The sequence below is a fragment of the Pedobacter fastidiosus genome (genome assembly GCF_014306625.1).
GTDB classification, from domain to species: domain Bacteria; phylum Bacteroidota; class Bacteroidia; order Sphingobacteriales; family Sphingobacteriaceae; genus Pedobacter; species Pedobacter fastidiosus.
In genome coordinates, this window is the sequence record NZ_JACRYL010000028.1 from 16,121 (window position 1) to 37,066 (window position 20,946).

At 35.4% G+C, this 20,946-nt stretch carries 21 protein-coding genes; 7 read left to right on the plus strand and 14 right to left on the minus strand.

The window, feature by feature from the left end; all coding sequences use genetic code 11:
• Nucleotides 1-16 precede the first annotated feature (16 nt).
• The 8 genes from ccoS to H7U22_RS20760 all read right to left on the minus strand — a co-directional run bounded on the left by ccoS (nt 17) and on the right by H7U22_RS20760 (nt 9,686).
• The gene (gene ccoS, locus H7U22_RS20725) at nt 17-196 is read right to left on the minus strand and encodes a cbb3-type cytochrome oxidase assembly protein CcoS (RefSeq protein WP_187073258.1); all 180 of its coding nucleotides are present in this window, start codon (nt 194-196) and stop codon (nt 17-19) included.
• Nucleotides 193-2,577, minus strand: a complete 2,385-nt coding sequence (locus H7U22_RS20730; protein ID WP_187073259.1) for a heavy metal translocating P-type ATPase — start codon at nt 2,575-2,577, stop codon at nt 193-195. Before H7U22_RS20730 ends, ccoS begins: the two co-directional genes overlap by 4 nt.
• A 10-nt stretch (nt 2,578-2,587) precedes the next feature.
• On the minus strand, nt 2,588-3,934 hold the full coding sequence (gene hemN / locus H7U22_RS20735; protein ID WP_187073260.1) for an oxygen-independent coproporphyrinogen III oxidase: 1,347 nt from the start codon (nt 3,932-3,934) through the stop codon (nt 2,588-2,590).
• Nucleotides 3,934-4,362, minus strand: coding sequence for a Rossmann-fold NAD(P)-binding domain-containing protein (locus tag H7U22_RS20740; RefSeq protein WP_187073261.1), 429 nt, complete (start codon nt 4,360-4,362; stop codon nt 3,934-3,936). Before H7U22_RS20740 ends, hemN begins: the two co-directional genes overlap by 1 nt.
• 272 nt (nt 4,363-4,634) lie before the next feature.
• A complete protein-coding gene (locus tag H7U22_RS20745; protein ID WP_187073262.1) occupies nt 4,635-5,528 on the minus strand; it encodes a Fic family protein in 894 nt (297 codons plus the stop codon).
• Between the two features lie 88 nt (nt 5,529-5,616).
• Entirely contained in the window at nt 5,617-6,648 is a 1,032-nt protein-coding gene (locus H7U22_RS20750) for a response regulator (protein ID WP_187073263.1), read from the minus strand.
• Nucleotides 6,649-6,672: 24 nt separating this feature from the next.
• Nucleotides 6,673-7,863: a PAS domain-containing sensor histidine kinase gene (locus tag H7U22_RS20755; RefSeq protein ID WP_187073264.1), complete on the minus strand. Its 1,191-nt coding sequence runs from the start codon at nt 7,861-7,863 to the stop codon at nt 6,673-6,675.
• 53 nt (nt 7,864-7,916) lie between these two features.
• Nucleotides 7,917-9,686, minus strand: a complete 1,770-nt coding sequence (locus tag H7U22_RS20760) for a hypothetical protein (RefSeq protein WP_187073265.1) — start codon at nt 9,684-9,686, stop codon at nt 7,917-7,919.
• Between the two features lie 216 nt (nt 9,687-9,902).
• Between H7U22_RS20760 and H7U22_RS20765 the strand changes: the two genes are divergently transcribed.
• Nucleotides 9,903-10,724, plus strand: a complete 822-nt coding sequence (locus H7U22_RS20765) for an MOSC domain-containing protein (RefSeq protein WP_187073266.1) — start codon at nt 9,903-9,905, stop codon at nt 10,722-10,724.
• A gap of 63 nt (nt 10,725-10,787) precedes the next feature.
• On the opposite strand, the gene H7U22_RS20770 is transcribed toward H7U22_RS20765, so the two are convergent.
• A complete protein-coding gene (locus H7U22_RS20770) occupies nt 10,788-12,068 on the minus strand; it encodes a hypothetical protein (protein WP_187073267.1) in 1,281 nt (426 codons plus the stop codon).
• Entirely contained in the window at nt 12,068-13,081 is a 1,014-nt protein-coding gene (locus H7U22_RS20775; protein WP_187073268.1) for a hypothetical protein, read from the minus strand. Before H7U22_RS20775 ends, H7U22_RS20770 begins: the two co-directional genes overlap by 1 nt.
• Before the next feature lie 129 nt (nt 13,082-13,210).
• On the opposite strand from H7U22_RS20775, the gene H7U22_RS20780 reads away from it, so the two are divergent.
• Nucleotides 13,211-13,351, plus strand: a complete 141-nt coding sequence (locus H7U22_RS20780) for a hypothetical protein (RefSeq protein ID WP_187073269.1) — start codon at nt 13,211-13,213, stop codon at nt 13,349-13,351.
• Nucleotides 13,352-13,609: 258 nt separating this feature from the next.
• Here the strand turns inward: H7U22_RS20780 and H7U22_RS20785 are convergent, their stop codons facing one another.
• The 3 genes from H7U22_RS20785 to H7U22_RS20795 form a co-directional block, all read right to left on the minus strand.
• Nucleotides 13,610-14,143, minus strand: coding sequence for a DinB family protein (locus H7U22_RS20785; protein ID WP_187073270.1), 534 nt, complete (start codon nt 14,141-14,143; stop codon nt 13,610-13,612).
• 74 nt (nt 14,144-14,217) lie between these two features.
• Nucleotides 14,218-15,132 carry a helix-turn-helix domain-containing protein gene (locus tag H7U22_RS20790; RefSeq protein ID WP_187073271.1) on the minus strand — a complete coding sequence of 305 codons (915 nt, stop codon included), beginning with the start codon at nt 15,130-15,132 and terminating at the stop codon, nt 14,218-14,220.
• An 18-nt stretch (nt 15,133-15,150) separates the two neighbouring features.
• Nucleotides 15,151-16,044 (minus strand): NAD(P)H-binding protein, encoded by an 894-nt coding sequence (locus H7U22_RS20795; protein ID WP_187073272.1) that lies wholly within the window; start codon nt 16,042-16,044, stop codon nt 15,151-15,153.
• A gap of 268 nt (nt 16,045-16,312) precedes the next feature.
• Here H7U22_RS20795 and H7U22_RS20800 point away from each other — a divergent pair, with 268 nt between their 5' ends.
• Nucleotides 16,313-16,774 (plus strand): ribosomal protein L7/L12, encoded by a 462-nt coding sequence (locus tag H7U22_RS20800; RefSeq protein WP_187073273.1) that lies wholly within the window; start codon nt 16,313-16,315, stop codon nt 16,772-16,774.
• Between the two features lie 61 nt (nt 16,775-16,835).
• Here H7U22_RS20800 and H7U22_RS20805 read toward each other — a convergent pair whose 3' ends face one another.
• The gene (locus H7U22_RS20805; RefSeq protein ID WP_109924190.1) at nt 16,836-17,024 is read right to left on the minus strand and encodes a cold-shock protein; all 189 of its coding nucleotides are present in this window, start codon (nt 17,022-17,024) and stop codon (nt 16,836-16,838) included.
• A 187-nt stretch (nt 17,025-17,211) separates the two neighbouring features.
• Here H7U22_RS20805 and H7U22_RS20810 point away from each other — a divergent pair, with 187 nt between their 5' ends.
• The 4 genes from H7U22_RS20810 to H7U22_RS20825 all read left to right on the plus strand — a co-directional run bounded on the left by H7U22_RS20810 (nt 17,212) and on the right by H7U22_RS20825 (nt 20,930).
• A complete protein-coding gene (locus H7U22_RS20810) occupies nt 17,212-17,424 on the plus strand; it encodes a hypothetical protein (RefSeq protein ID WP_187073274.1) in 213 nt (70 codons plus the stop codon).
• 371 nt (nt 17,425-17,795) lie between these two features.
• Nucleotides 17,796-20,003 (plus strand): glycoside hydrolase family 95 protein, encoded by a 2,208-nt coding sequence (locus H7U22_RS20815; protein ID WP_187073275.1) that lies wholly within the window; start codon nt 17,796-17,798, stop codon nt 20,001-20,003.
• A 233-nt stretch (nt 20,004-20,236) separates the two neighbouring features.
• The gene (locus H7U22_RS20820; RefSeq protein WP_056087622.1) at nt 20,237-20,461 is read left to right on the plus strand and encodes a CDGSH iron-sulfur domain-containing protein; all 225 of its coding nucleotides are present in this window, start codon (nt 20,237-20,239) and stop codon (nt 20,459-20,461) included.
• Nucleotides 20,462-20,732: 271 nt separating this feature from the next.
• The gene (locus H7U22_RS20825; RefSeq protein WP_187073276.1) at nt 20,733-20,930 is read left to right on the plus strand and encodes a hypothetical protein; all 198 of its coding nucleotides are present in this window, start codon (nt 20,733-20,735) and stop codon (nt 20,928-20,930) included.
• Nucleotides 20,931-20,946 lie beyond the last annotated feature (16 nt).

Consider the following 20,946-nt stretch of genomic DNA (forward strand, 5'->3'; position numbering starts at 1 on the left):
CAAAGGATGATGGTGGTTAACTGGAAAAGTGATCTTCTTCACTTTTTTCTTTTATAACTTCATCATCAAAAAGCATTCTTATTCCTGGCGTATGGGTATCATCATTCTGACCAGTTTTATAAGCCCATACAAAAGCACCAAGAAAAATGAGCGCCATTAAAACGCTACAGCCCACCAAGAAGTAAAGAATGTTCATATCAGTTTATTTTTACGGGCAAACCATCTGGTTGCCAATGTGGTAAAGGAAATAATCGTGATGGTGCTGATGGGCATTAACACCGCCGCAACTAATGGATAAAGCGTTCCTTGTACCGCAAAGTAAATCCCAATACAGTTGTAAGCAATTGCGATGGCAAAGCTGATTTTTATAATTTTCAGTCCATCTTTACTTAACTGAATAAAGTTTGGCAGAAGACTGAGCGAACTGCCCTTCAAAATGGCATCACAACCGGGTGTAAAGTTGTTGATGTTATCGGTAATTGCGATCCCGAAATCGCTTTGCTTTAAAGCTCCGGCATCGTTTAAACCATCACCAAGCATTATTACCTTGTTTCCTGCCTGCTGAAGTTCCAAAACACTGTTCAGTTTTTGATGCGGACTTTGCTTGAACCTGATTTTTGTGGAGTTAGAAAAAATGGTTTGAAGCATCCAAAAATCTTTATCGGTATCGCCAGATAAAACCTGTAAACTAAACTTTTGAAGTTTTAAAATAAGCTGCGTTAAACCCAATCTCCATTGTTGTTTAATTTCGAAATAACCTTTGTAAGATCGATCGATTAAAATGTGAACGCCAGTTTCGCTATCCGTATGGATTCCAACAGGAAGCATAGATAAATGACCTGCGTAAATGTTGTGGTTATTGATCACAGCGGTTAAACCTTTGCCAATTACCTCTTTGTAATCTGTAAGGGAATAATATTGATCTACATTTAAAGCTTTTAAAATATGCCTACTCAATGGGTGCGTAGAATTGCGCAATAAGGAAGCAACAATGATGCTTTCCTCCTGATTTAATGCCCCGCTAAATCGAATTTCTGCGTTTTCACTGCTGGTTAATGTTCCAGTTTTATCAAAGATGATGGTATCGCATTTGGCCAATTCCTCAACGGCATCGGTATTTTTTACATAAAAACCCTTTTTATCCATCACAGATAGAATGGCTGATAAAGTGAATGGTGTACTTAAAGCCAACACGCAAGGACAAGCCACAATAATTACAGCCGTAAATGCCGACCACGCTTTATGGCTATCGTTTTGAAACAACCAATAAGCCGTTGCAGAAAAGGCAATTATAAAGACACCGAGACTAAAATATTTGGCTACGCCATCGTTAAAGTTTTGTTTGCTATTGTTGCTTTTGTAATGTTCGTTGTTCCACAATCCGGTTAAATAACTTTGAGAAACTGGCTTAATTACTTCAAGTTCAATGGCCTCGCTCGTTTGCCTACCACCAGCATAAATAATTTCGCCCAAAACTTTGTGCACAGGTTCAGACTCTCCGGTAACAAAGCTCATATCCATCCAGGCATCGCCTTTCATTAAAATCGAATCTGCAGGAACCAGCTCACCATTTCGAATCCATAATCGATCACCCACATGTATCTCGTTAATAGAAACGGGTTTTTCCTTCCCATTTTGTAAAGTGGTTACCGCAATCGGGAAATACGAACGGTAATCTCGATCGAATGAAATGTGGTGGTAAGTGCGTTGCTTTAAATATTTACCCATCAAAAGCAAAAAGACCAATCCAGTTAAGGTATCGGCAAAACCGGGCCCAACACTAAAAATAACTTCAAAGGCTGTCCGTAAAAAGAGTACAGCGATAATCAGAGCCAATGGCGTATCCAGATTGACGTGTTTGTGTTTAATGCTTGTGATTGCTGAAGTAAAATAATCCTTACCACAATAAAAAGCTACGGGAATACTAAAAGCTAAATTTAACCAGCCAAAAAGCGACTGAAAAGCTTTCTCAAAACTCGAAAGGCCAAAATATTCAGGGAAGCTAAAAAGCATAACGTTGCCCATACAAAATCCAGCCACGGCAATTTTTAAAACCAATGCTTTATCTACCGAACTTTTATGTTCTTTTACAACATCCTGTAGACTGATTAAGGGTTCGTAGCCAATCTGATTTAGCGTTTCTACCAGTTTCCGCAGAGAAATCTCCTCATGATTGAAACTAATGGTAACCTGTTTTTTAAGAAAATCTATCCTCGAACTGAAAATTGACGGATTAATTTTATAAAGATGTTCTAACAACCAAATGCAAGAACTACAATGAATTGCTGGAATGTAAAAAGTAACGATACTCGAACTTTCATGCCGATAATCGAGCAATTGTGTAATGATTTTTGGTTCATCAAGGTATTCCAAATGGCTTTCACTTTTAAGTTGCTGACCAGGATTACTGTTGTAAACATAATAGTTGCAGAGATTATTTTCTGAAAGAATTTTAAAAACGCCCAAGCAACCTGCACAGCAAAATCCTTTATCATCCATCTGATAATTCACCTTGGGCAGATCTTCTCCACAGTGATAGCAAACGGCTTTTATCGTGGTTTTATGTTGATCTTCCATAATAAATAATTTAAACTGATGAACTGAAAAGTTGAGTTTGAGGTTGCTTAAGCCACAATTTTTCATCGAATGCCATACATACATTTCTCAAGAAAGACTTACCTCTAGTTGTGATTTTGATTTCCTTTTCATCAACAGTTATTAATTGGTCTGCCAATAAAGGTTTCAATCGTGCTTGTACTTGATCTGGAATTCCATCATGATAATTGGTTTGTTCTCTACACATAATATTTAAAATGTGCTTCCTAATTTCCAAGTCTTCATCCGTTAGTAAATGTCCTTTTTCTATGGGAAGCACTCCGCGTTCTATTTTATCGAGATAACCCTCTACAGTTTTTGGGTTTTGGGCAAAAGCAGTCCAACCATCGCTAATAGATGAAACCCCCAAACCAATTAGCAAATGCGTATGTTGATTGGTGTAACCCATAAAATTGCGGTGAAGTTTTTGTTCAGTCAAGGCCCGGAATAGAGCATCGCTTTGTAATGCAAAATGATCCATTCCAACATCTTCATAGCCAGCCTCAGCAAGTAAATGTCTGCCCATTTGGTAAAGCGCAAACTTCTCATCACCTATCGGTATATCTTTCTCCGTGTAATGTCTTTGTCCGGGTTTTAACCACGGCACATGCGCATAGCTGTAAAAAGCAATCCGATCGGGTTTCATTAAAATCGTTTCTTTAATGGTTTCGCTCAAACCAGAAAGCGTTTGCCCAGGCAAACCATAAATTAAATCGAAGTTGATAGAGATGTAACCAATTTCTCTGGCTTCTGTAGTCACTTTAGCCACTTGTTCTGGCGTTTGAAAACGGTTAATTAGAAATTGAACTTTTGAATCAAAATCCTGAATTCCAAGACTTAATCTGGTAAAACCAAGATTGTTCAAAATCTTCAAATGCTCTGATGTTGTATTGGCTGGATGCGCTTCAAAAGAAAGTTCAGCATCTTTGGTCAGCTCAGCATTTTGCAAAATCACACTAATTAACACTTCCAGATTTTCTGCACTGAAGAATGTAGGTGTTCCACCTCCGAGATGAAGTTCTTTAATTTTTGGCGTTTGGCCTAAAATAGCAACATACATTTTCCATTCCTTAAGCAAGGCATCTATATAAGGTTGCTCCACCTTATGGTTTTTGGTTATACGGGTATTGCAACCACAATATGTACAAAGGCTTTCGCAAAAAGGAAGATGGATGTATAAGCTTATGCCCTCTTTTTTATAATCTGAATATGTTTGAGCTACGATTTTTTGCCAGTCTATTACATTAAAATTTTCATTATCCCAATATGGAACCGTGGGGTAACTGGTATACCGTGGCGCAGCAACATTGTACTTTTTAAGGAGCGATGCAGTTTCCATTATTTTAATGTTTTAACTGCGGCGCAATCATTTTGGCAACAACATGCTTTACCTACGCATTTACCTGAAGCCCATTGATCCAGATTTTTAATTACCTGTTCCATCCGAAGTTTAGGATCTGTATTTCCAGCTTCTAACGGTACATTTGCAACTTTTATTCCTGCAAAACCCGCGGCCTCTAAATCTAGATGATCTGTTTCGAAAGAAGAAGTTGTAATGTATTTAATGCCCAGCGTTTTAAGCCCTTGGATCATGGCTTCGCTTAGGTAATCATTATTAAAAACCAAAAGTGCTTCTTTACCCACGGCAAATGAAAGTGTATCTGCAGTTAAGCTATTGGCAATTATGGTGATGTCGTGTTTTTTATAATTGGCAAGAACCAACCATTCCTTTTCATCGGGCTTAATGTTGTAAGCTATAGCTTTCATATACAGAATTTATATATACAAAACTATGGCGTTGGCGCTGAACAGTAGATGAGGATGCTTAGGCTAAAAAATGATTGTAGTTATATTTTGGAATTTTTACCACCATGGGAAACCCTTTTTATTCGCCATAAATATTAAATAAGCGGAATCTTAAAGTTTAAATGCATTACGATTCCCATCCGAAAGCTATTGGATTTAGTTGGGAATGACAACCAACGTAGCTGAACATATTAAGATTAATATTCGCAATAATTTGACTTTGAAGGATCTTGCTATTTAAAGCCAATCTCAAAATATTTCAGAATAGCTTTGTAATTATCCTGTGCAGTTAAGCAAGTATCAATTAAATATTCTCTAATTTTTGGCCACTCTTGTAAACCTCTATAATAAAAAAGCTTCAAATCTTCATCAATAATAAAGGGCACAACATTATTGTTTAAGCATTCTTTAAGTATAATTAATCTACCCACACGACCATTTCCATCTTGAAAGGGATGAATAATTTCAAATTGATAGTGAAAGGCGATAATATCTTCAATAGTTTTTTGCTCAATTTTATGATAGTTGGAAAGTAATTCTTTCATTTTCGAAGCAACATCTTTTGGTAGACAGGTTTCATTACCTCCAACTTCATTCGGAAGCTTTTTATATTCCCCCACGTTAAACCAATCTTTTCCACTATCCGATGTGCCTGATTTTAACAATAAATGCAATTCCTTAATAAAAGATTGCGTGAGCTTAAACTTTGCCTGGTCAATAATTAAATCTATACAGCGAAAGTGATTAGTTGTCTCAATAATGTCATCTACATTTATACTTTTATTTGTAGCGCCAATGGTATTGGTCTCAAAAATATATCGAGTTTGGTCGAGACTAAGTTTGCTTCCCTCTATTCTGTTAGAGTTGTAGGTTAAGTCGATTTGTGTTCTGTGATAGATTCCACCTTTCAGCTTCATATCCTTTTCTTCTTTCAGCTTATTAAGCAAAGTATTGTTGCTGAATTTTTTCTTGGTTTCTTTTCCAGCTAGTAAAGCATCTTCCGGAATATTCCATGTCTTGCCTGTAAGAAACGCACCTTTTATTATACCATTGGCACAATAGCTCCTAATAGTTCTATCTGGAATGCCATATTTTTTAGCGTACTCACTTACCGAAATATAATTCATAACATTTGTTATTTGCCTGTATCGGCAAAATATTGACAGAATTTGTATCTCAAAAATAGCATTTCTTGCCGATATCGGCAAAAGTTAGCTACTGTTTTATATTTTTCAGCCTTTCAATTGATAAAATATTAATGGCATTCCCGGTTTTATCAATCAGTTTTTCATCTTTAAAATCAGCGAGCATCCTACTTACGGTCTCGCTAGCGGTACCCACTAAGGAGGCGAGGTCATCTCTAGAAATTCGAATGGTACAGCTATCTAAAGTGTCATCACCAAATTTTGTTGCTACTTGTAATAATGCTTCAGCAACTCGCTTTCTTACCGATGAATAAGCAAGTTGAAGCATTTGTTTTCCTTTATCGCGAATATTGCCAGAGAGCAAACCAATAAAGGTTTTAGAAACTGCCTGATGATTGAGCAGATATTCCATAAAATCGATTTTTGCAATCTGAATAATCTCTGATTCGATTAAAGTTGAAGCATTATCTGCATAAATTTCGCCGTTGCATAAACTCTCATACCCAAAAAAATCACCATCATGGTACAAGCTATTAGAAAGTTCCCGCCCATCCTTAAAGCGCTTGTAGGTTTTTACCTGTCCTTTTATAACATAGTATAAATGAGTAGGTTCATCGCCTTCTACATAAATAATTTGTTTATTACCGATAGATTTTGATTTACCCTTGCTCCGAAGTTCTTCCAACACCGCTTCACTATTGGTTGCGTTCGTACTAAAACCAGCCGATTGTTGCTTTTTCTTGAACCTACTTTCTATAGCCTTAAACAATTCAAGATCATCAAAAGGTTTAGTTAGATAATCATCAGCACCCATTTCCATACCTTTTCTCATATCCGCTCGTTCGGTTTTCGCGGTAATGAAGATGAAAGGAATATTTGCGGTTTTAGGGTTTTTATTTAAGAGGTACAACACACCGTAACCATCCAGTTCGGGCATCATAATATCACAGAGAATAACATCTGGTAAGTGTTTCAAGGCCATTTCTACCCCAACTTTCCCATGTTTTGCAGTAAAGGTTTCGTAACCAGCCAAATCAAGAACTTCGGCTGTGCTTTCCCTTATGTCGTCGTTATCTTCTATAATTAAAACTTTCTTGTTCATGGGATGGGATGTTGATGGGTAAAATTAAGTGGCGAAATTAAAGGTCAAGGTAAAAACGGTTCCATGATGCTGTTCGCTTTTGCAAGCTACCGTTCCATTCATTAAGCCAACATACCGCTTTACAATATTGAGCCCCAATCCTGTTCCCGGAATATCGCCTGTATTGTGTGCCCTAAAAAACGGCTCGAATAAATTGTCTTGATCAGCCTCGGGAATACCAATTCCATTATCTTTTACTTCTACAACCAATTCTCCATTTTGCAATAAGGTATTAAATTGAATCAGCGTATCCTCTCCAGAATATTTTATCGCATTGGAAATCAGATTAATGATGCAGTTTTTTAACAAGTTGGCATCCAGAAAAACCTCAGCAATCGTCCCGGTATGTTCGTAAATAATATGCTGATTCTGCTTGGTCATCATCTGCATTTCTTCCGCAATTTCTTCAGCAAAGCTGATGATATTAAACGATTGCGCCGATGCTTCTACTTTGCCTGCCTCCAGTTTTTCTAATGAAAGAAAATCATTTAAAATGGTGGTGAGGTTATTAATTGAGTTTTTAATTTTTGAAGTATGTTTTTCTACACTTGCCACATCCTGCTTGGTGGTGTATTTATCAATCAACGAAGCAGAAAGCTGGATAGAGCTTAGAGGCGTTCTAAACTCATGCGAGGCCATAGAAACAAACCTCGTTTTTAGCTGATTCAGCTCTTTCTCTTTTTGAAAAAGTGCCTGCATATTTTCTTTGGCCATTTCCAGTTCCGAAACCAATTTTACCAAATCCCGAGTGCGCTCTTTTATCTTAACCTCCAATTTTTCGGTATAGGTTTTTATCTGCTCTTCGTTTGCTTTTTCCTTACTTAAATCGTGGATAAAACCCGTGTAAATTTTACGATCGCTAAACTTAATTTCGCTCACACCCAATCTAAAAGGAAAAATTGTGCCGTTTTTACGTTTGCCCGAAACCTCTCTACCAACCCCAATAATATTCTTTTTGCCAGTATTTTCGTACTTGGAAAGGTAGGCATCATGGCGAGAATGATCAGGCTCTGGCATAAGTACCGAAACGTTCTGCCCCACCAATTCTTCCCGATCATAGCCAAAAAGTTCCAGCGCAGCAGGATTTAAATGTTCTATAATCCCCTTATCATCAATGGTTATAATTCCATCAATGGCATTCTCGATAATTGCATCTAAAAATTTCGACCTATCCATTTAAATATTTATGTAGATTGGTAAATATAGAGATTTATCATCAGCACCATTTTTTATTCTATTACGATATTATCCAATTTCCCTTTTGAAATGGCCAGCTCTCGTAACTGAACAGAAGCCTGATCTGTAAGCTCGCTGAACAGGTTTTTATAATAACTTATGCCTTCAGAAAGCTGTAATTTGAAACCGTTTAACTGTTTTCTCTTCTTATCGCTAAAATTTTGAAACTGCTTTTTAATATCCTCTTGAAGATAATCGATGTACAGATTAAGTTCCTTAATAAAAAGATGTGGTCTTTCTACATGCTCTAAAAGATTAATTTTTCCGTAGATATGGCCAACCATTTCATCAAACGAATAGATATCAGAAAAATAGGCAAGATTTGGTCCGGGGCAAATGGCAACTGCCTTATTTTCTTTGGGCTTAGCCATATTGTATTTCAAATAAACCGATGAACATAATCCCTCACAGAGACAAACTTTTTCGGTAACCGAATTAATCTGTTTTTGATATTCCTCTACTGAAAGATTAGCATCCTTTAAACTTTTTATTTTTAAATGCTGATATGCTCTTGAAGCTGTACAAATGGCCTGCTCTGTAAATTCGGTGTTGTTGCATAAGTATTTCTTGGTGCAAGGACTTCCAGGTCTACCTTTTTCAATTCGTTCTATACGCTGAAGTTCTATGGTACTATTTTTAAAATTATTGAACTGGATGCCAAGTGGAGAAGCATTACTTAAATAAAAATCGCTGTGTTTCGCATTGGCTAAATTTGCTAAAGTTTCGGCATCAACATTAGTTACCTCAGGTACTAAGAGAAAAGGACTTCCCCATCCGGTTGCATCTAAGTTATAATATTTGAGCAAAAAGTTGTGTTCTTCTGCCGTACCAATCCCACCCTGCACACTAATTCGTTGCTTCGGTTTAGTTTCAATCGAAATGCCCTTTTGTGCTAAAGCGATTTGATACATTTCAAAAAGCTCAGCAAACATTTCATTTTTTCTGACTTTAAACTCTTCTAAAATAGGACCTAACAAATAGCCTTCAGTCGCAAATGCATGTCCGCCACAGTTTAAACCAGATTCTATCCTAAACTCTGTAACCCATAGTCCCTTTTTCGCCAAAAATTTTGCCTGAATTAAAGCCGATCTAAAATCGCTCACTTTTAAAATGATTTTCTTTTTCAGTTTTTCATGTTCATCAGGAAAGAAATCTTTAAAATTTTCCATGTAACTGTATAATTTTGGATTCATCCCTGCGGATAAAATTACCGAAGCACTTAAATTACTTTCAGCAAAACCACGTAAAGCGGATAATGCATCTGTATTTAAATCGCCAGAATACTCATCATTTATATAGTTCATTTTATCCACCTTCGCCATGATATTCACATCAATAGATCCTAATTTCATCGCATTGCGCAGTACATTTTGAAAGGCTTTCTTGCTTTCTCCTTCCGGATATTCGAGCATTAAATCGTAACCGTGTTTCAGTTTGGAAGTTTCTGGCAACAACTCAAAATAACGTGAAAGATCATTACCCTTTACAAATTCCTGATTTTTTAAGGTTTTAAATTGCGCATTAATCACTTCTTGCAGAAAGTTTAAATAGGCCCTAATTCTCTTTGAGCGATAATCAGCTACTGATTTTGAAATGGGCAGAAACTTATAAAAATTATTTTTCGAATGATATTCTCTCATCCGCTCAATCAATTCATCATCCACAATAGATAAAACGGACGAGATTCCATAGCGGGAAACTTTTAGAGGCGTATCAATAGAATATCCTAAACCTAAAACTGGGATGTGAAAAGTATGCGACATAAGGTTGATTATTTTCTAATCGCAAACCTATTCAAACTGCTTAATTCTGCTAGAAACTAAGGTTACATAAAAAAGTGATTGAAATCATTTTTGATCAATCGTTATTCTAAAATCAACTCTTTAGTTGGAAGATGTAACATCTAAAAGTATTAAACTAAAAATTCAATAGCCTAAAAAGATTTAGGATAAAATCTCTAGTGTTTTTATCTTTAACACATGAATGAGTTATACCTTTCAGAAATAAATATTTACCCGATAAAATCTCTTGGAGGTTTCCGTGTGCAGAAGGCTCAAATTGAAGAAAGAGGCTTACAATATGATCGCCGATGGATGCTAGTTGATGAGGAATGCATATTTATTACTCAACGTAAATATTTTGAACTGTCGCAATTACAGGTAAATATTGCCGAAGGTAGATTAACGGTTAGTCATAAAACAGATCTAGATCAACACATTTCTTTTGATTTAAACGAGCAAACAGGAGAAAACATTATCGTAAAAATCTGGGATGATGTTGCTGTTGGGTTAGAGGTAAGCAAACAAGTGAGCGATTGGTTTTCTAACTTCATGAAGATGAAAGTAAAATTAGTAAAAATGCCTCTTGATGAAAAAAGACTTGTCGACCCTAAGTATGCCTTAAATGAGGAAATTGTAAGCTTCGCCGATGGTTATCCATGTTTGATTATTGGTCAATCTTCCCTAAATGCGCTTAATAAAAAACTTGAAGAAAAGATTTTGATGGATCGTTTTCGCCCTAATTTTGTTTTTACTGGTGGAGAACCTCATATTGAAGATCGCTTTGGTACATTTAATTTGGGTGAAATTACTTTTACAGCTGTTAAGCCTTGTGCCAGATGTGTATTGATTACCATTAATCAACAAACTGGAATTAAAAGTAAAGAACCTTTAAAAACCTTGGCAACTTATAGAACTATAAATAAAAAAATCATGTTTGGCCAAAATCTAGTTCATAAAGGTTCTGGAGAAATCTCAGTTGGAGATGAACTAAATATTGTATCATGGAAAGAGGGCAATTAATACTTGGTAAATAAAAATTCAAGTCACAGCTATTCGCTACGACTTGAAGATTCTAAAATAAAACTAATTCATTACCACCTCATCAAAGCAGTTTAAATTGGAAATAAACTTGAAAAGTTTTTTTAAAAACGAAACTCCGTGATCTCCAATTTTTAGGTTGTAATCTAAAAAATCATCATCAATCTTGCTTTCCCAACCATGTGTAACCGCATACTTTGGATCTTTTTTCTCAGTTTTCTCGTTAATCTCTTGAATAAAATTATCAATCTCAACCAAATAACTTTCAGCATCAGCTAAACAGTTTGTTTTTATATGCATACGTATGTTAGCATCTAAATCCATACGGTTAACTTTTAATTCGTAAGTTAAATTTTTAAACTTAAAAGGGGTATCTATTTTTGGATATAGTGCTTGATAAACCTTTTCTACATTAAGGTTATCAAACCAAAACTCAATGTCATCGCAATCTATATCTTCATCTGCAATATCATAAATCCTACCCGATTTCGATTGCCACATAATATCCTGATGGTAGGCGAATATATTTTGGGCTATCCAAAAGTATAAAGCAATAGTTGATACTGTACCTTTTTGATATTGAAATTCGGGATAATTGCTAGTGGGTTTGCATTTTTCAAGATAATCTTCAAATGCCTCATCATCCAATTGCGGAAATAATCCCATACTCCGTTGTAATCTGACCATTTTATCCGATTCGGCTATCATTTCTGGAGTGATCGGATCAATTTTAGGTATGCTACCCAAAACTACTCTATTGCTTTTATTGATGGTAATACCTGTTTTTTCTTCAAAAATGGGCAGTAGCTGGCTATTCATGCATTCTACAAAAGGCACGGAAAAATCTACCGCCCAAACCTTTTTGTGCACATCTATAAAACCTGGTGTATAAACCAAACGGTGCCAATCTATTATAGGGTTTATCATTCTTAAACATTCTTCCTTATCCAAATTTTCAAACCAAAAGATTAAATCATCGCAGTCTATATCCTCATCGGCCATATCATAAACCCTGCCCGATTTTGATTGCCAAGTTATGCTAACATTCATGCGTCCATATAGCAAAGAAAGGATTGCATCTAGTTTTGATATTTTGCCTTTTTCATAATTAAATACACCACCATCAAGTGGGCCATACCAGTGCAAACGAATTGGGTAATTTGGGGTAACACCAACAGTTTCTTCAAAAAAATGCACCAATTGTTGGTTACCACAGTTCAAAAAATTTAAGCTGGCAGTAACATCAAAATCTTGTTTAAATAGAATAGACCATGTTGCACCATCCCAAAAAAACTCTGTGTTGATTTTATTCGCTTTTTTCATCATTACATATTTGCTATGGCACCAACCGTAGTTGCATTAGAAAGGATCCACATATTTCGGGCAATAACATAACAAGCCCAATCATCAGCTATACCTGCACCACTTGTAGCAAAATCTTCGGCAATGGTTGCAATTATAAGTGCTATGCCAGCGGCCTTCAAATAGTCTTTCACTCTTGGGTTATCAATTATAAATTGCTTTATTTGTATATCCATTGCAATTGCACCTTCGTACGTAGAAGAAACGCTCCCTGCTAACTGCCGAAAAAAATTGGCAATTTTTCTCGAAAATTCTCGATCCACTACAGGAGCATTTACAGGTGGGGTATATTTACCTGGGCCGTAAAGTACAATTCCTGGCATCTCGCTCAAATACGCTTCTACAGGATGTGGCGTAGGGAACAAAACGTGAAAACTCATTCTTCTAAAATTTTTCCCGTGACCCCAGCCACCCCCACAAAATTTTTTCGCTGATGCGACGTATTTATCTATTTCTGCCATAGCTTGTTGTTGAGGACCATTATACATTCCAATACCGGTAGAGTTAAAAATTTTTTCTGATTTTATTTCGAAAATTTCCTTTGTAGCTATATCTACCAGATCTGCATAGCCCGGACCACGAGGGTTCCAGATATTAGATGAGCTTTCTGGTATATAATATTCACGTCTATGGTTAGCTACATTTCGCATAATGTAGTCAAATTGTATCATCCAATGCTCCATAGTGCCTTGAAACCTAATGTTGCCTAACCTTGCTGTGCCATGACAAAGACTGTAACTATGATCTGCATCTGCCTTTTGATTTAAATACTCAAGCTCACGAATTATTTGCATATCATTACTTGTAAATGAGCTTGACAACGGAGCTGTACCCATTAACTTATCTTTCAATACTAATTCCGCATTCTTAGCAACAGGTGGTGGTATAACTTCTTTTTTACAACTGTTAGCGATAAGCATCCCACTCGCCAACAAGGTAATAAAGCCATGTTTAGGCGTAAATTTTAATTTTTTCATTTCTTATTAGTTTAGGTTTATTCCTAAAAGTAGTAAGAAAATTATTGATAATGAACAGAAATATAGATTTTATCTTACAATATTTATCAACATAGTTAGATAATATGAAAAGTTACACTACAAGATGAAATGAGATCTTTGGATAGAAATTGTAAGGTTTATAATATAGAAGTTGAATTTGATAAAAGAGATCGAGAAGAAAGTTTCAAATTATCAAGCTATAATTTTATGCTTGCTGGAACTGAAGGAACCATATTAATTTTAAAATAACGTTAAATAATCTCTCAAAAAAAATGCAGATACTACTAAAAGTACCTGCATTACAATATCTAGGGATGTGAAATAACAATTAGTCAAGCATTAATCTTAATGCATATCTGTTTTACTTAATAAAGTTAAAATCTAAAATCTTACCACCCTAACCTCAAAGCCTTAAAACAGATTTAGAATTTAACGTTATCTCGTCACCTGTTTAAATGTACATTAATTTATTGATAATCTGTTAATTAAAGTATTTCAGTTAAATAATTAATTATTACCTCTATTTTTATCCTCGTTATTTTTAACTACTGCAACAGTTACCATTAATTGACCAACGTGACGCATGGTGTGTTCGGCGGCGTGAAATAGCAATCCAATTACTGTTGAAGGCAAACCCGCCCGCCCGATTCCTCTAAAATCAGGCAAGGTAGATTCATCTGTATTTTTAATTTGCTCGATTGCTAAATCTACCTGATTGTTAAAGCGGTTAACCAGCGCATCTACCGAATACCCCTCTACTGAATCGCTCCCCTCTTCTTTTAACTGCTCAAACTGAAACTCTGAAAGGCTTTCTGCCCTAGCGTATGTGAAAACTCGATCGAGCACTCCGCTTAGGTGTTGCAAATGAAAACCTGTAGAAGCCATTCCAGCTGGCCTTTCCCAAAGCAAACTCGCCGGAAATTGATTCATATATTCATTAATCTCTTCTCTTGCCTGGAGCAACGCATGTGCTACAGGTTGTAATACGGGAATAATTTTGGGTAATGGTCCTCTTTGCCAAACTTCTAGTTTTTGCGACATACTTTATGCGTTTTAAATAATCTAAGGAAAATGATTTAATGATCAATACTAACAAACATAAAATTAAAATGCTATTAATTAAATGCCTGTCTAAAAGCCATTGGAGATTGATTGGTTTTACTTTTGAATAACTTGCTGAAGGATTGAGAATGTTCAAATCCCAATTCAAACGCAATTTCACTTATTGTTAAATCTGTTGTAGAAAGTCTTTCCTTTGCTTTTTCAATTAATTTATCGTGAATATGTTGTTGAGTACTTTGCCCGGTTAATGTTTTAAGTATGCCACTTAAATAGTTGGGTGAAACGTTCAAAGCATCAGAAACAAATTGTACTGTTGGCAATCCCCCATTTCCTAAAACATCACGATTAAAATAATCATTAAGAATTTCTTCTAAGCGATTTAGAATGGTATGATTAGTGATTTTACGAGTTAAAAACTGGCGATTGTAAAATCGTTCTGCATAAGTAAATAACAACTCCAATTGAGCAATAATAACATCTTGACTAAACTTATCTATTTTGGATTGATACTCCTGCTCAATATTAAACATAATCTGTTCAATTGCTTTCTCCTCTTTATCCGACAGAAATAAGGCTTCATGTACAGCATAACTGAAATACTCATACTGTTTTATTTTTTTTGCTAAAGGGGTATTCCATAAAAAATCGGGATGGATTAATAAAGACCATCCCGTATGTTTTATTTCTCCATCAGCCTCAATAGAAAAAACTTGTCCTGGTGCAATAAAAAGCATTACTCCCTCATCAAAATCATAGCTTTGTTGGCCATATTTCATTTTCGCATTAAAACTTCTTTTAAGCGAAATGGCATAAAAATCGTTCATGATGCTCCTCGGTTCCTCTTGGCGTAATCGGGTTACATTTTCAAAGTTGATTACACTAATAAGTGGATGTTCTGGTTTTGGAAGAAACCTAAACTGATGAAATTCACTAATCGTTTTAAGGCGATGAGGTTGTATGTTTGCCATATTACAAGGTAATTGTTTTTAATTAAATGCAGTTGCAAATTCTTTGGCAAAATCTTTAAGCTTTACCTTTCCCATAAGTTCTGGCTTGTGCTTATTATAATCTTCAGCTAATAAACCGCCGTATAAACTTGCATACATTTCTACTAAACCAGCCGAAATTTTCGGATTCATCCCTATTGAAATCAAGCCATTTAGTGTTTCTTCATCAGTAGTAATTACCCATTTTAAATCGGGTTTACCAATAGCTTCACCTAAAATTATGGCCGTTTCGTTGCCTGTTAGTTCTTCACTCGCCACATATCTAAATTTTCGGCCTACAAATGGTGTTTCAATTTCATCGGCAATTGCCGATGCAATATCCATTGGAGAAACCCATGGAATAATTCGGTCGGCTCCGTAGTTTGTAGCAATCATGCCAATATTTTTGATCATATCTACATAACTATACAAATTATAAAAGAAAGAAGTGGGGCGAATGTGTGTAATAGATACTTCTTCTGGCAGTTCGTTTAAAATTTTTTCTACGTTATGTGCACCAATCAAAATTCCCGATCCTTTTTCTAAATGCGCCCCAATTGTGCTTAAGTTAATAACCTTTTTAATACCAGAAGTTTGAATGGCTTTTGAATAATTTATTCCAAGCTGGCGGTAATAAGCTAAAAGATCTAGATCCTGATTAAAGTAATTATTTGGAGGTACCATCGTGTAAACTACATCAGCACCTTCAAATGTTTTTATAAGAAACTCCACATCTTCCAATGATCCGATTTTTGCTTTTGCACCCAATTCTTCTATTTCTTTTTGCTTTTCAGGTTTACTGCTTACTACTGTAACCTGATGTCCTTTTTGTACCAACTCTTTCGTTAGCGGTTTTCCAATATGTCCTAACGAACCTGTTACTATAATTTTCATGTTGAGTATTTTTTGTTTAACAAATATCCCATCTTCATAATAAACTGATGTAGCTAAATCTCTGATAGTTGTAGCCGTTTCCTCAGTGTGAGAAACATATAAAATCAAGCCATATTTGGAAAATTATTGTTAATTTAGTTAAACACCTAATTCTAAACGATATGGAATTCATCCTTCATTTACTATTCGTAGCCCTAACAACAAACTGGACAAAAGCTAAAAAGCTTGCAGAAACTTCATTAAAGAAATAAGTTTTTGAGTTTAGGTAATGAATATAAGTTCAGAGATTCAGGAAAAAGCCAGATTGCTAATTAAGGGCAATAGAAAAATTGAGGCCATTAAGCTAGTTAAAGATTATTCGAAATGTGGGTTAAAAGAAGCGAAGGATTATGTAGATCAACTTCCGCAACCCATTTCAACGTCAAAAATTTCTTCCGATAATCTGGATAATCAGCTATTGCAGTTTTTAGCCGAGGACAAAAAAATAAATGCTGTAAAATTTTACAAGGATGAAACCGGTTTGGGCTTGGCAGAAAGTTTAGCGTATGTTGATGGGCTAATCAATAATCAACATAAAGAAATAAAGCCTCAAAATATTCGTGAAACAGATATTCAGAATTTAGTTGAGCAGTCTGCTGAAGGCAATAACAGTAACTTAAAAAGTTTTCTTCTAAAACTTACTATGGGCTTGATCCTAGCCATTGCCCTGATTTATTTTATACTCAAATGATATTATGCAATATCGAAAAATTTAATTTCTCCCAATTTAATCGGGAGAAATTAACCAGATTTTAAACCACGCGAACGTTTACTGCGTTTGGTCCTTTTTTACCATCTTTTACTTCATACTCCACAGTATCATTCTCTCTAATCTCATCGATTAATCCTGATGCATGAACAAAAAGTTCTCCCCCATTGTCTTCCTTTATAAATCCAAAACCTTTTTCTGTGTTAAAAAATTTTACTGTACCGTTTTTCATTTTAATAGATAATTTTTAATTAGCGATTTTTTCAAGAAACTAAAATATAAAAATTGTTAATTAAAAAGAAGCATATGCCTAAAGAAGTTGATTTATTCCTTCAAGTTGTTTTTCACTAGATGTTTCTAATATCTAAAACAAATCGTTTCTATTTGATGTTAATCTGTCGATCTTAAACCGGATAATCATGAACGCACTCAACACTTACGAAGAATACAGGCTTACAATTGATAAAATTAATTCTTTATCACAAAGTGAAAATAGCGATTCGGTAAATCTAGAGATCGAAGCTTTACGTAATCTTGCTAGCACTTTTGAAAAGGCTAAATACGATCTTACCGGAAAAATATCAAATCAGCAAAATATTGGTTTAAGTCAGCCCTTTCAATATTTCCTATAGTCGATTACCTTAAAATTGTTAAGCTTCCTGATATTATTTTACGCTCATGTTTAGGGTTTTATTGTTCGTAATATGCCCGAGAAGCAAAACTAAATGCTAATCATTTCTATCAAACTTATATTTTCGCGGTATAATTTATATTGGTTTAAACAGCCATGCTCAGTTAGTTCATTTTTGATCTCTATCAAAAAACTTATTTCAATAGTAGAATTAAAATCTTTACCAGTTACAGAATTTCGATAGATGGTTTTACCCATTTATAATTTATATTTGGAACACACACAATCAAACCCGACCAAATGTTTCCATTTTTGAAATGCGCTGTATTTTCCCTTTGCCTTTTAGGATTATGTTTTTCTTCACCTCATCTTTTGGCTCAGAAAAAAAGCAAACCAAATGCTATTGATGATTTAAAGTTATGGGATGATCAGCCTGCCAAAACTTGGATGACGGAAGCTTATCCTATTGGAAATGGCAGAATTGGAGGAATGGTTTTCGGAGGCGTAGATCAAGAACATATTCAATTTAACGATAATTCTCTTTGGAGTGGAGATGAAAATGATCGTGGTGCTTACCAAGCTTTTGGCGATTTATTTATCGATTTTGACAATAAAGAGAGTTCATTTACAAACTACCGAAGAACACTTGATCTTGGCAAATCCGTTCAACAAATTTCCTTTACCAAAAACAATGTTGATTACAAGCGTGAATATTTTTGCAGTTTTCCAGATAAGGTTATGGTGTTGCGCTACACGGCTAGCAAAAAAGGTGCATTTTCTGGAATAGTTAGCCTGAAAGATCAGCATGGTTCGCGGGTTTCTGTAAGCGGAAATCAATTAATATTTAAAGGAACTTTGCCAAATGGATTAACTTATCAAGCTACTGCTTCTCTAAAAATAGAGAACGGAACAAGTAAAATAGTAACGGATGAAAAAGGTAATTCACAGTTAAAAATAGATCACGCAGACGTTGTAACTATTTTATTAACAGGCGCTACGAATTATTTAAACGTTAGAGAAAAGAATTGGAAGGGTGAAGAACCTGAATCTAGAATTCAAAAGATTTTAGCCGAGGTTTCTACTAAACCTTATTCAGTATTAATGGCTCGCCATATTGCCGATTACCAAAATCTATTCAATAGAGTTTCTCTAACTTTAGGATCAACGCCTAACTCAAACCGTTTATTACCCACTCATTTACGGCTAAAAAACTACAAAGACGCACCAGATCATGGCCTGGAGGCGCTTATCTTTCAATATGGGAGATATTTGTTAATCAGCTCTTCTAGAAAAGGTGGTTTACCTGCAAACCTTCAAGGACTTTGGAACGAGAGTAATAATCCACCTTGGGGAAGTGATTATCACTCCAACATCAACATTCAAATGAATTACTGGCTGGCCGAACCGACCAATCTTTCCGAGTGCCAAATCCCCTATTTGGATTACATCAACAGCATGCGTGAAGTAAGTAAAATTAGTACACAGAAACAATATCCCGGAGTTCGTGGCTGGACGGTTAAAACTGAAAATAACATCTTTGGCGGACAGAGTTTTTTATGGAATACTCCGGGAAGCGCTTGGTACGCACAAGCACTTTGGGAACACTATGCTTTTACTAAAGACACAAAATATTTAAGGAATTTTGCTTACCCAATAATTAAGGAAATTTCCGAATTTTGGGATGATCACTTAAAACGTAGACCAGACGGCACTTTGGTTTCGCCATTGGGCTGGTCGCCACAGCATGGACCAACCGAAGATGGTGTAACTCACGATCAGCAAATTGTTTATGATCTCTTTACAAATTACATCGAATCTGCCGATATATTGAAGATTGATAAAGCATACCGAGATCATATTCTTGATCTTAAAAACCATTTGTTAAAACCTAAAATCGGCAAATGGGGTCAATTACAAGAATGGGAAACCGATAGAGATGATCCAAAGGATAACCACAGGCATGTTTCTCACTTATTTGGTTTGCACCCTGGAAGAGAAATCAGCACGATAACTACCCCAGAATTGGCGAAAGCCGCTAAAGTAAGTCTTCTTGCCAGGGGTGATGCATCTACAGGTTGGTCTATGGCTTGGAAAATTAATTTCTGGGCGAGATTACAAGATGGCGATCACGCATACGTAATCTTGAAAAACTTTATGACTCCAGTTGGTGGATCCGGAATGGATTACAATAATGGAGGCGGTATTTATGCCAATTTATTTTGTGCACATCCTCCATTTCAAATTGATGGCAACTTTGGTTATACTGCTGGTGTTTCGGAAATGCTCTTTCAAAGCCAGACTGGAGAACTTCAATTTCTACCTGCCCTGCCCAAAGAATGGGCAAATGGAAATATTCAGGGATTAAAAGCCAGAGGCGATTTTGAAATTACGAATTTGGAATGGAAGAATGGCAAAATCGTAAAGCTTTCGATTAAATCATTATCTGGGGGCAATTGTACAATCAGAATTCCTAATAATTTAAAATCAATTCTTAAATTGAAAAACACGAATAACTCAGGTTCTGGTTATCGATATAGTTTTAAAACTGAGATTGGAAAAGTTTATAATTTTTCGGCCTAACTAACAAAGTCAAAATGCGAAGTCTCGAAAACCAAGAGTGTGTGGAAGAGACTTCGCAAGTTTAGAATTTAGATTTTACATAAAGGGTTACAAAACCCTAAAAATTCCTAAATTCGACTGCCCTGTGGAACATATCGAATAGCCAAAACTCGTAACAGGAATAATTCTAAACTAGAATCATATTCTTATAAGCGCCAACAATGTTTTAGTTTTGTATTCACAAACAAAACATTATGTCTAAAACAAAACTAACGATCAATAATAATGGATCGGTTAAAATAGAAGGCGATTTTGAAATCGTTGATAGAAATGGAAATGAATATGGATTACAGGGTAGAACTGTACTTTCTATCTGTCGCTGTGGACTTTCAAAAAATAAACCTTTTTGCGATGGTGCGCACAATGGCCACTTTGAACATGAAGCCATTGCATTTGATCTTCCTCCAAAAAAGGTTTAAGATTAAAAAACAAAATACATAAGCCTCACAAACGTGAGGTTTTTTGTTTTCATTAAAAACCTGCCAACAAAAAATCATAAATCTTTTTTTATTGTTGTTACAATCCCCGATGTAGATTAATTTGCATAAACTTTAGGCAATTTGTGGTTTGAGGGTAAGCTTTTTAATAATCGATTGAAAATCCCTCAAATATCTATTAATTATCATCATTCATCTATTCCATTCTATTTACCAGATTTTAATGCTTAGTTTAGATTAACAAAAAAATAAAATGAGTAGGCATAAAGGAATTGTAACGCTATTTGATGAAAAATTTGGAAGCGGTTTAATCACATCTTCCATCGGAGATAATATTTTGCTCAATAAAAAGTCTATAGTTGCAGGCAACACCATCCGTCCAGGAAAAATTGTGACTTTCTTGCTTAATGCTAAATCTCGTTATGCCTATAAAATATTGGTCGAACAATAACTTCATCTCTAAAATC